5 protein-coding genes are annotated in these 16,357 nt (G+C 34.6%); all 5 read right to left on the bottom strand.

The window, feature by feature from the left end; genetic code table 11:
• The coding region (locus V7056_RS02685; RefSeq protein WP_499699040.1) for a S8 family serine peptidase at positions 1–3,076 on the bottom strand (3,076 nt) is incomplete at its 3' end.
• Positions 3,077–3,620: 544 nt separating this feature from the next.
• Complete coding sequence (locus V7056_RS02680) at positions 3,621–11,621, bottom strand: InlB B-repeat-containing protein (RefSeq protein WP_499699038.1); 8,001 nt, start codon at positions 11,619–11,621, stop codon at positions 3,621–3,623.
• Between the two features lie 1,011 nt (positions 11,622–12,632).
• Complete coding sequence (locus V7056_RS02675; protein WP_499699036.1) at positions 12,633–12,869, bottom strand: hypothetical protein; 237 nt, start codon at positions 12,867–12,869, stop codon at positions 12,633–12,635.
• A gap of 830 nt (positions 12,870–13,699) precedes the next feature.
• A complete protein-coding gene (locus V7056_RS02670; RefSeq protein WP_499699034.1) occupies positions 13,700–15,211 on the bottom strand; it encodes a long-chain-fatty-acid--CoA ligase in 1,512 nt (503 codons plus the stop codon).
• A gap of 182 nt (positions 15,212–15,393) precedes the next feature.
• Positions 15,394–15,852 carry a 2,4'-dihydroxyacetophenone dioxygenase family protein gene (locus V7056_RS02665; protein WP_499699032.1) on the bottom strand — a complete coding sequence of 153 codons (459 nt, stop codon included), beginning with the start codon at positions 15,850–15,852 and terminating at the stop codon, positions 15,394–15,396.
• Positions 15,853–16,357: the final 505 nt, after the last annotated feature.

The following is a 16,357-nucleotide window of genomic DNA, read 5'->3' as shown; positions in this document are numbered from 1 at the left end:
GTATTTTATCCCTTGGTACTAGTATTTGATCTTTGTAGTTTCCATTTTTATCAGTGTTTCTTGGAATTTCTGGGTATCCTTCATTGTTATATGGAACAACTTGATTGCTAGACTGATCTATTGGAATTCCAGCTCGATTTGCATCTTCTACTTCTGGATCATTTACATTGATATTGAAGTCATACAAAAATTGTCCGTTTGAATCAAATTGACTATCTTTATATTCAATAACCTTTTGATCTAACGAATCAAAACTTGAAGTCATCGTTGGTGCACCTTTTTCATAAATGAAATCGGCTGATTTCGAGAATGTTTTACCTTGATCATTTGTCCCGACCATTTTTAATTTATAGTGACCTGTTTTTGCAAGAACAATTGAATCACTTATTGGTTTTTTCGGATCACCTGTGAATGGAAAGTAAGTACCGCTAAAACCAAAGTTAATTCCGTATCCTATGTTTTCATCTACTAGTCGACCATCAAATGAACCAAGGTAACCAACATCTTCACCAGTGATTGCATCCTGGACTATCACATCTATATATTTCATATGCGATTTTAATGAGAATTGATATGCTATTGCTATTGATGCTCTATCTGGGATAGAGATATCACCTGAGTACATAGGGTTAGCGATTGAAAGGGTATCAATACCTTCATTTACTACTCGAGAACCAAATGGAATTTGATATGATTCTGTTGGATCTTCTTTATTTGTAAATACGATATATCCCTCATATGTTCCTTTTTCAGCTGTTTTTGGAATTGACAAATTAAATTTGATAACACGCTGACTATTCCCTTCAATATTAACGGAACTTGGTCCATCTAATGTCACATTATTTAAAACTGCATCCTTTGAACCTCTTAAGCCCGTTTGGAATTTTACATTTACATCAAATGTTTTTAATTTTTCACTACGGTTTTTTAACATAACATTACGTTCATCGGTAATATCTTGATTATCTGAACCAAATGTTCCAAAGCTAATGCCACCTGTTAATTCTCTAACAGATTTTTCATTATTGTTCTTGATCATAGGCGTACGATCATCTACCTGAATCTCAACATTTGAATGAATCGCTTCATATGCATCCACTCGACCACTACCGATTTCAAATACACTATATTCCTTTGATAACGGATCAGCCGTATTCATTAAGCTTGCTTTAATATCCGCTGGATCAAGATTTTTATTTGATTGTAGTAATAGTGCAGACACACCTGCAACATAAGGTGTTGCCATTGATGTACCTGATAGGCGTTGATATGCATTTTGATAATCTTCTGTATGTGTGCCATCAACATTTTTATTATTAATATAAAACGGAACAGTTGACATGATTGATACGCCAGGAGCAGTTACCTCTGGCTTAATATCATAATTTACTCGAGAAGGTCCACGAGAACTAAATGCCGCCAATTCATCCCCTGTTGTCTTTACCTTTGAATAATCTCCAAATGTGAAGCTTGTATTACCTGTATTGATAGCTGTTAATATTGCTTTTCCATCAGCATTTGATACTGAAAATGCTAGAATTGCATCAACCGATTCTCCTAAGAATGACTGAATTGGTCCTTCACCACTATTTGCTTCATCATTGTACATTAGGACGCCTATAGCACCTCTTGCTTTTGCATTTTTGATTTTATCTATTAACGCATTCGAGCCTCGTTTAATAAAAGCAATATTTCCATTTAAATCCTTACCATTAAAGTCAGATGTAGTTCTAGCCAGTCCAACATCTACAAGCTGATAAGTTTTTCCTTTTAACTGTGTTAAATCATCATTATAATTTCTCGCTAATTGTCTTACTGTATAATTCATCCCATTTTGTACACCAGTGAATTGGTAAAGATCGATTGCAACTGAAGATGCACCAACAGTTAAGGCCAATGCCGCAGCACCTGGTGAGCCTAATGTATATGATTTATCACCACTGTTACCAGCTGCTACTACTGTCGTTACTCCACTAAGTACAGTGTTGTTTACAGCAATTGAAGTTACGTAAAGTGGATCATTTAAACCATTACCTAATGACAGATTTAGTATATCCATACCATCTTGTACAGCACGATCTAACCCCGCAAGAATCGCATCAGTGTTTCCACTACCGTAGGGTCCTAGTACTCGATATGCATAAAGGTCAGCTTCTGGTGCAGCACCAACAGTTTTAAACTCACTATCGGCTACCCCACGGCCACCAATAATTCCTGCTACGTGAGTTCCATGTTCTGTGTAATATGAATTAGTTTGAAATTCGGGTTTACCTGATTTTCTCCAATCATCATATGTTGTTTCCATCGGATCATTATCATTATCAACAAAATCATATCCCCCCTTAAAGGCATCCTTTAAGTCTGGATGATGATAATCGATACCCGTATCTAAAATCCCTACTTTAATTCCTTTACCAGTAAATCCTTCTGCATGCAAACGGTCAAGAGCATCGTAAGGCGAATAATTCGCGATATTAAATTCATCCGTTTTAAATTGATTACTTTCCTCAGCAGGTGGCTCAATTGAAAATGTTTCATTGCTCCATACTGATTTAACTGCTTTTGATTTTAAAAGATTTTTAATTTGGTTAGCTGGTAGCGTCATTGATACGCCATTAATAGCATGTTTATATGATTTAGTAATCTTATAATCTATCTTGTTTTGTTGATCACCTGCTAAAATTTGTTGAATGTCTGATTTAAACACTTCATGATCTTGATCTATTAAATTTGATGCATCTGCATTTGATAATTGTTGTCCGTTCATACTTGCTACCATTTTTGCAACTTTTGCTGGCTTATTTACAAACTCAATAATGACATGAGTTTGTTTTGTAGAATTTAAATCAGTATCTGCAGAAACTTGAAGGCCAGATGCTTCATTTGTAGTCAGTTGATGAAGAGCTGATCGTTGTTCCTCAGTTAAATTCGCAAGCATCTTATCAACAGTCGAAACGCTAACGGCCTTTGAGACATTTGATACTTGGCCAAGAGAACTTAAAATAAAACTAGTTGAAAGAGTAAACACAGCCAAGCTTTTAATAAATTTACGATTATTCTTTCCCTTTTTCCCCATTTTCTTCCTCCGATTCTATTATTCCATACGTAAGTCTGAATGAATAAAATTCAACGATTTGAAAAGAAATTTGAGTATGATTAGTCTACATTACCTTCGCGAGTTTTCATTACAAATTACTTATGTACTTATCATTATTAAGAATAGAAAGAGTTCTGTAAATTGGGAAAATATAGTCTGCCCTCCTAATTCAAAAGACTTATTCAATCAGACACAACTTATTGTCAATACATATCGTTCTTTGTATTTATTTGAAAAACACCGCTTTATTTACTAGGTATTTTATCTTCATTTTGTGCGTATTTTATCTATTATTGAAGGGAGAAATTATAGATAAATTGGGGAAATATTTATAAATTTTGCATTTACAATTTGAGTTCACGAGTAAAACTACTCACTCTTTCAAAAATTTCTTGAAAGATCGTTGTATCATCATAAAAAAACAAGCATACATGGTATGCTTGTTTTTTGTTTACTATATCGTTACAGAACCTCTTCCTTCATTTGCCAATATTTCCAGCTTTATCAATTGCTTGTATTGTTATTACTTTGACTTTTTTAATTGCACTTTGACTTTTGTAATACCACTTTGAATTCCAGTTGCATCTATAGCATATACAGATAACTCTGTACCTGCTTTAATTTGTTTTATCTTGATATTAAATATTCCATTGGAATCAGCTTTTCCAGTTGCAATTACAACACTACTGATATTTACAGTGATTGTTGCATTTGCTACCGACTGTCCAGAAATCTTTGTATCATTGTCATCGATTGGATTAACAACTGGTTTATTTAATAACCATTTTGCATAAAGCGTTACATCGTTTGTTACTTTATCTGTTACAAAATTCCATGTTTCTTGACCTTCAGCATCTTTATACCAACCAGCAAATGTGTAACCTTTTCTTGTTGGTGCTGTTGGTGGTTGTTCAATTGTCGTGTTGTAGTTTGCTTTTTTAGAATCTACTTCACTTCCACCTTGGCTATTAAATGATACTGTATACGAGTTGATACTCCATTTTGCATAAAGAACTGTATTTTCTGTTACTTTATCAGTTGCAAAATTCCATACATTCTGAGCTGCTGCATCCTTGTACCAGCCAACGAATGTATATCCAGTTCTTGTTGGTGCTGATGGCTCTGTGATTGTCGTGTTATATGCTGCTGTTTTAGACTCTACTAAACTACCATCTTGACGATCAAAAATAACAGTAAATTTAGTTGGTGACCACTTTCCATAAAGTGTTTTTGCAGAATAGATCGAACTTGTGAAATCCCATGGTATTGTGCATTCTTCATCTGCGAACCAAGTTATATCATAACCATAAACAGTTGGTGCAGTTATTCTACGTGCTACAATTTGGTCTTTTACTTCAAATGGAGCATTATCCTTAACCACAAAATGGACATTATATCCATTCACAACTTTTTGAGTTACAGTGACATTTGCATAATCAGTTGCACTGATCGTGATTAAGAAATCTCCAGTTTTAGTGAAGACACTCTTATCCAATGTAATCGTACGTGCAGCCTTATCTACCTTGTATTTCGATTCATCTAAAGTAACTCCTCCAACCTTAATTCTGGTAATAGCGTTTGCCCACTCAGAATCAACGAATTCAAGTGTAATATCATTTCCAAGAGCGTTATCTGTACTATCTGTTATAACTAGAGAACCCACTAATGCATATTTAGCATAAAGTGTAATTGGTTTTGTTACAATGCTTGCAAAATCATATGGAATTGTTAAATTTTGATCCAAATACCAACCGTAGAACTTATAGCCAACCTTTGTTGGATCGATTGGCTTCGTTGCACTTCGATCAACGATTTGAGCGGGGACAGGATCACCACCATTTGATACAAACGTTACTTTATAACCAACAACTTGGTCAATAACTAATGCATCCGCGTAACCTTCAGAAACAATCACCACATTGACCTTTTGTCCTGCTATGAATAGGTCTTTGTTTAATGTAATAGAGCTATTTGTAATTGTATAATCCTTATCTAATACTAATTCTTTTGAACCAATTTTCACTTGTTTGATATTATTTTTCCAAGTTCCATCATCTGTAAAGGTTAATGTTATTTCATTGCCTACACTATTTTCAACTGTATCTTTTAAAACAGTTGGTGCAGTTTTCATCCAACATAAATAGTAGGTTGCATTATCTGTTAGATATATACCATTATTTTGTGAAATTGGTGACACTTTATCACTTGAGTTCGCACTGTCTAGATATAATTTTTCACTAATTGAAAGATTTCCGTTTGTTACATGTGATAAAGCTGTACTCATGTTTGGTACACTAGCTTTTCCATTTACAAGTTGATCGGAGAAGTATAAATCATTTTGATTCTTCAGTGTTCCACCGTTTAAGTCAATGTGACGTCTATAGCCTAACATAACATCCGGTATCTCAGTTGTTTCACCAGTTGTTGCTGTAACTTTTAACATGTAGCCTTTGATGTTTCCTACATTTCCTAAACTTGGTGCTGCACTAAAGGCAAACTTTTCGTTTGGATGTTCAGTCGCATAGCTTTCAGTTTGAGTCGTAAATGAAAGCGTTCCAATTCGATCATTGGATGACATGTCATATGTGCTTGGATCTAATGTATACGTTGTTGGTGTAGCTTCTGCAGTTCCATCGCTCTTCAGTTTATAGTAAGTTGCTTCGATTTTTTCAATTTTATCCTTACCTGTTAACCAAGGGATATTAGCCGCATAATCTGGAATGTTGATATTAAGATCTCCTTCACCAAGCACCCAACCAATTCCAGATGTTCCACTTGTTCCGTCGAACTTGATACCATTTGGTTTCGTTACATCAACAGGTGAATAGCTTTGTGTAAAGTTCATTTGCCATTTTGCGTAGACTGTTTTGTCTGCAGTTAATACTCCAGGATCCCATACTGTAATTCCAGATGGTTCATTATACCAACCTAAGAATTTATATCCCGGTCTTGTTGGCTTTGGAGCCATAAAGCCTAGTAAATCACTATTTGGTCCATCTGAACGGCTCGCGCTCGCTTTATATCCCACTGCCATTGTTTTAATGTCTGAGCCACCTTGGCTGTTAAACGTAATACTATATCCAACAGGTTGTTGAGCTGTGTAAATAGGGTCAGAACCTACGAAAACATCTGGATAAACCGTTCCATTCGCACCTATTGAGCTAATAGTAAATTTATAAAGATTTGGCAAATAACTTGTTCCACCAGGGCTAATCGTCGCTTGATTATATGTTATGCCATCGTTCGGATTAAGAGTTGCATTTGTCATAAATGTTTTTGCATTGAAAATAATTTTTCCTGGTTGACTAATGTCGTAATATTTTTGATTTGTATCTGGATTGGTTAAATTCGTGATATCTATACTTTTACCACTATTCGTTGTTACAACTACTTTATTGATTCCATTTCGCCAGTTCGAATCTTCTGGGAAAGTTAACGTTAAATCCTTACCAATATGTGCAATGGCTGGGTCTGTGATAATTGGAATTACAGGCGTCGGAATTGGTACTACTGAAACCGTAAAGCTAGTAGTTACATCTTGATATCCAGTAGCCTTAATCGTAGCCGTATAATTAGCTGCCGCAGAAAATAAAGAACCTGGCAAGATAATTTGAGTAGGCATAGTCTGTGTTTGTCCATTTACGTCTCTATACTGGTATGCTGGTTTGATATTTACTGCACTTGTTACATCGGTTGAACCGATTAAGACATTTGTTATCGCTTTTCTCCATACCACATCATCAACGAATACATCGCTTTGAGGTATAAGGGTAATAGTCGCACCATTTTGTAAGTCTTGTAATTTTGGAATAGTTCCAAACGTTTTTTGTTTTGGACCTGCAAAATTTAACTTTTGTATTACCTGTTGTAGCGTGTCACCTGCTTTTAATGTGATAGATCCACCATACTGTGTCGTAATGTTCATATCTTGATCTACTGTCATTTGTGCAGATGGAACCGTAATTCCTGCATCGATTGCGCTTTGATTTTGTTTACCAAAGTTCTTGAAGATAAAATAAAAGTCATTATAATCTATCCCATAACCAAACGTTGATGGCTTGATCCAATAGATATCCGCATTTCTATTGTTTTTCAAGAACTCAGTTTTCTTCGCTGTAGTATTGTCTGGATTCCCAAATGTACTTAGGTTCTTATATTGATAATAAACATTGATTTCTTCCTTCAAATCCTTCATGTCGATGACGTTATCCCCATTGACATCTCCACCTAACAGAATCGGGAAAAGAGTTGGTATATCTTTTACTGTTCCTGATTGATATCCAAATTTATTTTCTCCAATGACTGGTGTTTTCGCATATCCCTTGAAATGTCCTGGCACATTCGCTTCGACTGAATAAGGTGCATTACTTACAGGCATCGTAACTGCCCAATACGGGTTGATAAACGTATAAGCCATTGTGTTATTTGGAGTTGTAGGATTATCCGTTTCAGAAATATTACCATTATCATCTTTAACAGTAACTTTCGCTCCTGCATCTACTGTAAATTGAGGATAGTTATTGTTTATTGTGTTTTTTGCGAAAGATTCAGCCGCTAAACGTCCTCGAAGCATAGATTTTGATTGACGCACATAAGGTACATTTGTAGGGAACCATGCTACATTAGTATCTGTACCAGATAACGTTAAAGTTGGTGCTGTTAATAAACTAAACTCAAACGGGCCAACAACCGGATCTTCATTTGTATAGGTCACATCTGCTTCGATAATACTCATATCATGGTCTAGGGCACCATTTGTATCAATTCCAGATATAGTAATATCAATGTTTTTACCTATTTGATAGGTTTGATGTTTATACGGCTCACTAACAGTTAATACTGTTGAAGGGTCGACTCCTTTACTGATTAGATAGTTTTTATATTCTTCTGAGAGTCTAATATTAGTAAATTTATAAACTCCTCTATCATTAAGAATCACTTTTGCGCCTGTCATACCCACGCCGTACTTTGTAGCAATTGTCGTTTTGAACGGTTTATTGTTATCGACTATTACCTTATCTTCATTACCTTTTCCTCCATCTACACCGCCAGAATTAGTAATTGTTACATAAGGATTTCCTTTTTTAATAAAATAATATTCCTGTTTTGTTATACTTGGATCACCAGACCCAGAATAATCATATGGATATAACCAAAAATAGCTACCAAATTTAGAATTTAAGTCTTCAGGTGAAATTCCAAAATGGAAACGACCTTTCTCATCTGTATCAAAGTATACAGTTGGATAATAACTATCTTGGTAACCCACAACTCCATTCAATGCTTGATCGACTGATACTGGCGTTCTACCATCTTTTGGACTTAGCACCGAAGTTTCGCCATTATTTTTCATGACATCGATGTTCGAGTCATAAACAGTTCCATAAAATCCTTTAATTTCTTGACCGGGTTGGTAACCTGAAGGGTCGATTTCATAAATCCCTGGCTTTGAGTCGCTATCCATACTGATTGTTGGTGGTGTACTATCTACATAAACAGTATCTTCTGCAGTGTAGCGTTCACCAGCTGCATCAGTCATAATCATCTCAACAGAGTATGAACCTTCTTTAATATATTCGATCTTATCTGACAATCCAGATTCATCGTATGACCCTTCATATGGTTTTGTAAACGGAATGTATTGGCCATTAAATAGCATTAACGACGGGCCATATTGGACACCTGGATTAATATTACTAGCATTAGTTAAAGTGTTTGTTACACCTAAATATTTCCCGTCCTTATCTTTTAATACAATATACATGCTTTCCATTTGATTATTAACCGAGAAGTTATAGGCAGATATTCCACCTGGCATTGCCATCGCTTTAATACCCACTTTAAAAGTATCGATGCCTTTTTCTGCTACGACGATCGTGAATGGAATGCGATAAGACTCCGATGCGTCTGCTGCATTTACAAGATTAATATACCCCTCGTAAATACCATCTAATGAGTTTGACGGGACAGTAATTTTTGCCGTTGCATTAACAGTACTGCCACCCTCAACATTAATTGATGTCACGTTTGAACCACCGGCAGTAAAATCAATTTTGACATCATTTCCTGTACCAGGTCCTACTTTATTAGAACCAGCAAATTTTGATGAAATAAATTGGGTACTTACTTTAAACGTTTTACTACTAGTTCCTTGGTTTGTTACGTTAAAATCTTTCGATGAAATGACATCATCAGATCCGTTTGTTGCGCCTTCTCCTCTACCTTTAAAGCCAAAGTACATGCTTCCTGTTAGGCTATCAACTTCACCTAATGCATTTGTATCGGAATCAACTGCAAATGTTTTTTCAAAAATTTGGATTTTCACTTTCTCTTTTATTGCTCGCGCAGGATCAACACGTCCAGCACCAACTTGGTATACGCTATAAGTCTTTGAATCTATATTTATATCTCTAGCTGTATTCATTAATGCCGTCTTGACATCTGCCGGAGTATATTCTGGATTTGCAGCTAAAATCAATGCTGAAATACCTGCAACGTGAGGCGTTGCCATTGAAGTCCCAGACATTAACTCATAAGCATACTTATAATCTCTATTTTCTACACTTACTCCATCTTGTGGCTCCCAAACGTCATATGGAACAGTAGACGAAATATCAACACCAGGCGCAACAACATCTGGCTTGATCGTCCAATCTTTTACTGGCCCAGTTGAGCTAAAGTTTGCCAACTCGTCGCCTTTCTTTGTAACTGGCGCATCAAGTGTAGTCGGGAACGAAATCGTTGCAGATTTAGGATCCTTATAAATGGCATCAGATAGCGCTTGTCCCAGCGCTTGAGTTAATGAAACAGAATAAACATTATCCATGCTAACGCCTAAACCGTTCGTTATATATCCTTGGTTTTCTGCTTCGTCATTGTTATTCCAAATAATCATACCTGCTACGCCTGCTTTATGTGCATTTGCCATTTTTGTTGACAAATACTCTCCGCCACGTTTCACAAGAGCTATTTTACCAGACAGATTTAATCCATTATAATCCTCCGCACTACCTAAGCCGACATCAACAATTGGAAATGTTTGTCCATTAAATGCATCGTCTGCTTGTGCGAAAGTTTTACCAAATAAACGAGCTTGATAAGAAGCGGAGCCGTTCGTTAGTGTCATTACTGCAATATCTCCAGGAATAGTACTTGCACCAACTGTTATCGCTAATGCAGATGTTCCTGGTGATCCTACAGTCGCTGCACCTGGACCAGCATTACCTGCTGCAACATCACAAACAACACCAGTTAAAGTAGCATTGTTAATAGCTATACTTGTTGGGTAAAGCGGATCATTAATGTTTGCACCAAGCGACAGATTGATAACATCCATATCATCCTTAACTGCTTGATCAATCCCGTTTAATACAGAATCTGATGTGCCTCGTCCACCAGGACCTAATACACGATAACCATAAAGGTCTACATCTGGCGCTACACCGTTTGCTGAGTAGACATCGTTATTATTTGTCGTATTTGCAGCAATTGTTCCTGAAACGTGAGTACCATGGGATGTGATATACTGCTTATAATCTGCAGGAGGTGGTCCATATGCATCTGGATTCGCCTTCGCATTTACCCAATCTTCATAAGTCGTTTCCATTGGGTCATTGTCATCAACATATTTGATATTTCCATTTGCATCGAATCCTTCATTGTTTACTAAGTCATGTCCACCTTTATAAACAGCCTTCAAATCAGGGTGGTTATAGTCAATACCAGTATCTAATACACCAACCTTAATTTTTTGGCCTGCACGAGGACCAGATTTAATAATACCTGTATGACCTTCAGCTTGAAGTTTATCTAAACCTAATAATGAAAGCCCTGTTGTAGGCTTACCTGAAGCACTTACCTCTACTGCAGTTGACGTAGATCCTTCATCAGCCGCATATTCTACTTGAGACCAAATAGAAGCAACTTCTGGATTTTCAGCAATTTTTTCAATCATTTTTGCTGGTAGTGTTACAGCTGCTCCATTAAATGCATCTGAAAATTCACGCGTAATACTAATACCCGTTTTAACAGATTTCCCACCAATTATTTCTGTTTTGGGCTGTTCATTTACAAATCTCTTAAATTTAGCATGAGAATCTTCAACCTTTTTTTGTGCGTCTGAATATGAGCTTGCAAAAGCTTGACTATTTACTCTTGCTCCACCTTTAGCCAAAGATTGCTTAATCAATTGGATTTTTGCTGGATCTTGTTTAAATTGAACAATTACATTGATATTTTTTTGACTTTTCAAATCTTTTTGATCCACACGGATTTTTTGAGCATTATCTGCTCCAGTGAGCTTATTTATGTTTGCCTTTTGTTCAGGAGTAAGCCCGTCAAGAATACGGTTTACTTCTTTCGCACCAAAGGTATCACTGGAAAGATTTTGCTGATTTTGCTTCGTTTCTGCATGTACATGTGTTAAAGATTGAGGTAATGCAAGGTTTACTAACATTGCACTTAACGCTAAAAACGAAAATACTTTCTTTGTTTGTCTTTTAGTAATAATTTTTCTGTAATTCATATTTCCCCCCCCAAAGTAATGAAATCATTCGCTATTATGGTTTGAATCTAACGAATATTCACAATGTTTAAACCGTAAGTTAATTTTACTTGGTTCAACAAATTTCTTGTATTGGGGAAATATCGCACTTTACCTATCGACTCTATTCGACAAAACAGTAAGTATTCTCCATTATTTTCAAAAAAGTTTGGAAAAATATTAAATAGAGTGATATTTAAATAGGAATATTAAATAGAGTGACTCTATTAAGTTTGGGGTAATATGCGAGATTTGATGAAAATTATTTTAACTTCTGATTGAAAACCAGTTATTTACATCTAAATTTCATATGATTTTCATACTAAATTTCGCTATTAATCTACATGATATTGGCTTTTAAAATAAGGAAAAAAAGCAGTTCTACCCCTTTAAAACATTGTGATACTACCTATATTTAACTGCCATTTCCATTTAGCTACTGGCCCTTTTGAATACACTCCTCTACTTGCGTTTAATAAAGCTATTCTCTAATTCACAAAAAGACCTACCGGACCTAAATTAAGGAGACCTGTCTGGTAAAAAGCTTGTACCATAGAATCGCTTGAATGATTGTAAGGATGCTTCATAAGAGGGCTCAGTTAAAGTATCATTCGTTTCTCCAAAAACGGTAAATGATGATAGAAGTATGGTTGTTACAGCTGCGGTTGACCCTCCATTTATAGACATACTTGTTGAAATTTTATGTAAAAAAATGATAAATAAAGACTATTAAAATAGATTTTCAAGTTTTTATAAGAAAGAATGTTAATGATTTTGTCGAAAGTTATATTTTTTTAGTAAGAGTTTTTCTCTTAATTTTTGGGGAATTAACAACATTAATAGAATTTTACAAACATATAAAAGTTGAGTGTTTTTAAAATGTGTAAATAGAACTAGAAACACATATTCTATTTCGTAAATATATTCATTACGATTCTCTCCTTAAGCCCCTTGCGTTATCTGATAGTTCAATTTGTGAGCAATATTAAATTTTTAAGTGATTTTATCCTTCGTCCAATTTTCTTTTGCTTTCGCTGCTTCAGATAATGTCATATCTTTATGTGTATAATCAATTCCTGAATCTACAACTGCAACTAATAATCCTTTACCATTATAGCCATATAGTTCCCATACCTTATGCGCTCGTACTACTTCTTTACTTGAAGCTATATTTTCCTGGCATATTCTTGTAACACGAACATGCATAACCCCTGGAATGGACTGGCTCATTTACATTTTGGTACCCAGTTTAAACACTGAATCCGTTAAATCCTTCAAAATAGAGATGCTTCAATTTCATGATGGCATTCGAATTTAATTTTTTATCTTTTAATATTTGCTCAATATCCTTGTCTTGCTTTTCTTTATGTAGAGTTCTTGTATTTATTCATCTCCAGCTCTCATTATTGCTTATTAGAAATACTTTAGTTTACCAGCATCCATTTCATCGTAAGTATCTATCAATTTATCTACCTTTACTTGTCTCTCGCAGTGTCCAGGAATCTTGATACGAATTCATAGATTGTTCTAGTACGGTATGTTCTGTACTTAGAATCTTTCAGCACTTATATAGTTTCATCATAGCGGGAACAAGAAAAGCCCAAACCCTTTTTATACTTAGGTTTGAGCCTTGTCATTTTTATGATCCCAACTGGACTTGAACCAGCGACCCCTCCCCTGTCAATTACAGCGTACGAAGATTACTCAGTATTACTGAATATTTTAGGTCAATTAAGTTCTATAAATCAATAGACCGATGAAATAATATGCATTGATATTCTGTTATTTCTATAGTTTTTAGTAAGTCTGTGCATTTTTTGTGTAAAGCTATAAATGGTTTAGCTTACCAGGAGTCAGGGTGTAGTATTTATTTAGGTTCCTCCGATATTATTTGTACTTTCAATTTATGTTTAATTATAATTCATTAGAGAACAACAAAACGAAATTCACTAGACTTTAAGCTTGCATTACAGTAGTCACATTTGTTTCTCCTTTTATTGAAATCGAATTATGAAAGTGGATAATAGATTAAAATTATGAAAATTAATCTTACAAACTAATTACTTACTTTCAACCGAAGTACGTAAAGCTCTTCTTAATATTTTACCAGTAGTGTTCTTTGGAAGTTCAGTTAAAATTTCTATTTCTCTTGGATTCTTGTACTTTGCTAATCTATCTTTAGCAAATAACATAATCTCCTCAATTGAAGTATTTTGATCGTTACAAACTACAAATGCCTTTACACTTTCTCCATAATTACTATCAGGAATTCCGATTACAGCTGCTTCAACAACTGCAGGATGTTGGTATAATACCTCTTCTACTTCTCTTGGATAAACATTATAACCACCTACTATGATTAAATCCTTTATACGGTCAATTATATAAAAATAACCATCCTCATCCATCTTCGCTAAGTCTCCTGTATAAAACCATCCATCTTTAATAGAAGAAAGTGTTGCTTCAGGCATTTCTAAATAGCCCAGCATGACGTTCGGTCCTTGAACAATTAATTCTCCAATTTCCCCAACTGGTACTTCAAAACCATTTGGATCAACAACCTTATTAATGACATTTGGAATATTTATACCTATTGAACCTGATTTTCTAATTCCATTTAAAGGTGTAAATGTAGTAATTGGAGCTGTTTCAGATAAACCATAGCCTTCTAATATATCAACTTTATATCTTTCCTGGAATCTATTAAGTAGCTCAAGTGGTAATGAAGCACCACCAGAGAAACATGCTCTAATTGATGAAAAATCTTCAGCCGTAGCATTTACCTGCATCATAAAACTATACATAGTTGGAACACCAGCAAACAATGTTGCTTTTTCTCTACTGATTGTATTAACTACTTCGGTAGGATTAAACTTTGGAATAATTAAAATGTGAGCACCACATTTAATAGGTGTATTAATACAAACTGTCATACAAAATACATGAAACATTGGTAACGTAGCGATAATTCGATCTTCTTGAGTATAACCAAAAAATTCCGCAAAAGTTTCTGCATTCGAACCCATATTTCTATGAGAAAGCATTGCACCTTTTGGATTTCCTGTTGTTCCAGAGGTATATAAAACAACCGCAAGATCATTCTCTTCAATAGAAGGTGGAACAAACTCATTTTCCGAACTTTGAAGTAGCTGTTCCCAACTATTATAAGGATTAAGTGATTCTGTGTAGAAAGTAATTTTTAAATTTTCTAGCGTATTAACTAACGATGACAATAAATGACTTAATCCACTGTTCGCGATAACTGCCTTAGCTTTACTATTTGATAGAATGTAAGTAATTTCCCGAGGAGTAAAAATCGGATTAATCGGCACGACTGATGCACCTGTACGTAATATTCCATAATATGCAATCACAAATTCAGGACAATTTCCAAGTACTAAAGCTACTCGATCTCCTTTGCCTATTCCATTCTCATATAATCCTAATGCAACTTTATCAACCATTTCATCTAATTCTTGATAAGTTACACTTTGATCTAAAAATGTATATGCAAAACGATTTGGATACATTGCTGCACTATTTTTTAAATTTCTATTTAAATTGTAATCCATAATTCCTCTCCTCTTTATCTTTAAACTAATGAATACTTTCAGTTTTTAAACGCTCACGGGAAAATAGATTCGAATTTTAAACAAGTTACTTAATGCTGTATCGTACTAATTTCGTATTTTAAAATCATTAACCCCCCCTTTAATAAAGGAGGGGTTAACTGATTTTTAAAATTAATTATGAATTAAAACTTTGTTAAATCCTTAAATTCTGTTCCAGTAGCATCACAATATGCTTTGTACATATCAAGAGCAGCCACCCAATTTAATTTGAAAATTGAGTTTCCTACATCGTCTTGGAAATCTAATAAACCATCTAAAATATTTAAAACAATTACATCTTCTTCACTGCGCATGATTGGTGTATGAAGTGATCCTGCTGGTTCAAAAATGACATCTCCTGCTTTAGAAATCCAGTCTTCACCTTCATAGTTCCATGCACCTTGAATGGTATAGACAATAACTGTGCCATGATGATAATGTGCAGGCATTGCTGCACCTTTTGAAGCTTGTAATAAAACAAAAAATTGACCATTTATTGGGTTTGCTTTTAGTAATTTAAATTGAACGCCTTCCATCCATGGAATCCATGGTAATTCCTCCGGGTTCATGTAAACTGATTCTAATAATGGATATTCTGCCATTCTAAATCCCTCTTTCATTTTCAATTTTTTTGTTTTTATACTAGACACCTTTTTAGGTACCATCAGTAACTCCTTCATTAACTGCAATACTTGTCCTGTAATTAACCTAGCATCGTTTGAACTTTAGTAAAAAACAACTAAAGTTACTTTCCCATCAAAGGAAAACATAATGTATCAATCTTACTATGTAGTATTTTAAATATTCTGAAATTAAATTGCATAAAAAAGCAATTTCTTAATTTCAATATTAATTCAAATAATTTTAGCAGAAATTATATATTATACCTCCATTGCTTATATTAGGTAATTCATACAAAACAGCGAAGTTAAAAACAGTTTTTCATCATTTACCTTTATTACTAAGAGTAGAAAAGCATCATTAGTTTCTATGATCCTACTTTCACTGAATTGAAGATCAGAAGAAAACGATTTCTAGCCCTTAAATTTAATATACTTTTCCTTTAAGTTAATTTAAAGTGCAAAAAAGTGACGGTTAATTGAATTT

The sequence above is a fragment of the Bacillus sp. JJ664 genome (assembly GCF_036962205.1).
Lineage (GTDB): Bacteria > Bacillota > Bacilli > Bacillales > Bacillaceae_G > Gottfriedia.
Note: the sequence above shows the minus strand (reverse complement) of the source record. Positions and strands in the feature narration are given on the sequence as shown.

Coding starts and splice junctions, on each gene's coding strand:
- V7056_RS02680 (WP_499699038.1), bottom strand. CDS start 11,621: ATGAATTACAGAAAAATTATTACTAAAAGACAAACAAAGAAAGTATTT.
- V7056_RS02675 (WP_499699036.1), bottom strand. CDS start 12,869: ATGAGCCAGTCCATTCCAGGGGTTATGCATGTTCGTGTTACAAGAATA.
- V7056_RS02670 (WP_499699034.1), bottom strand. CDS start 15,211: ATGGATTACAATTTAAATAGAAATTTAAAAAATAGTGCAGCAATGTAT.
- V7056_RS02665 (WP_499699032.1), bottom strand. CDS start 15,852: ATGGCAGAATATCCATTATTAGAATCAGTTTACATGAACCCGGAGGAA.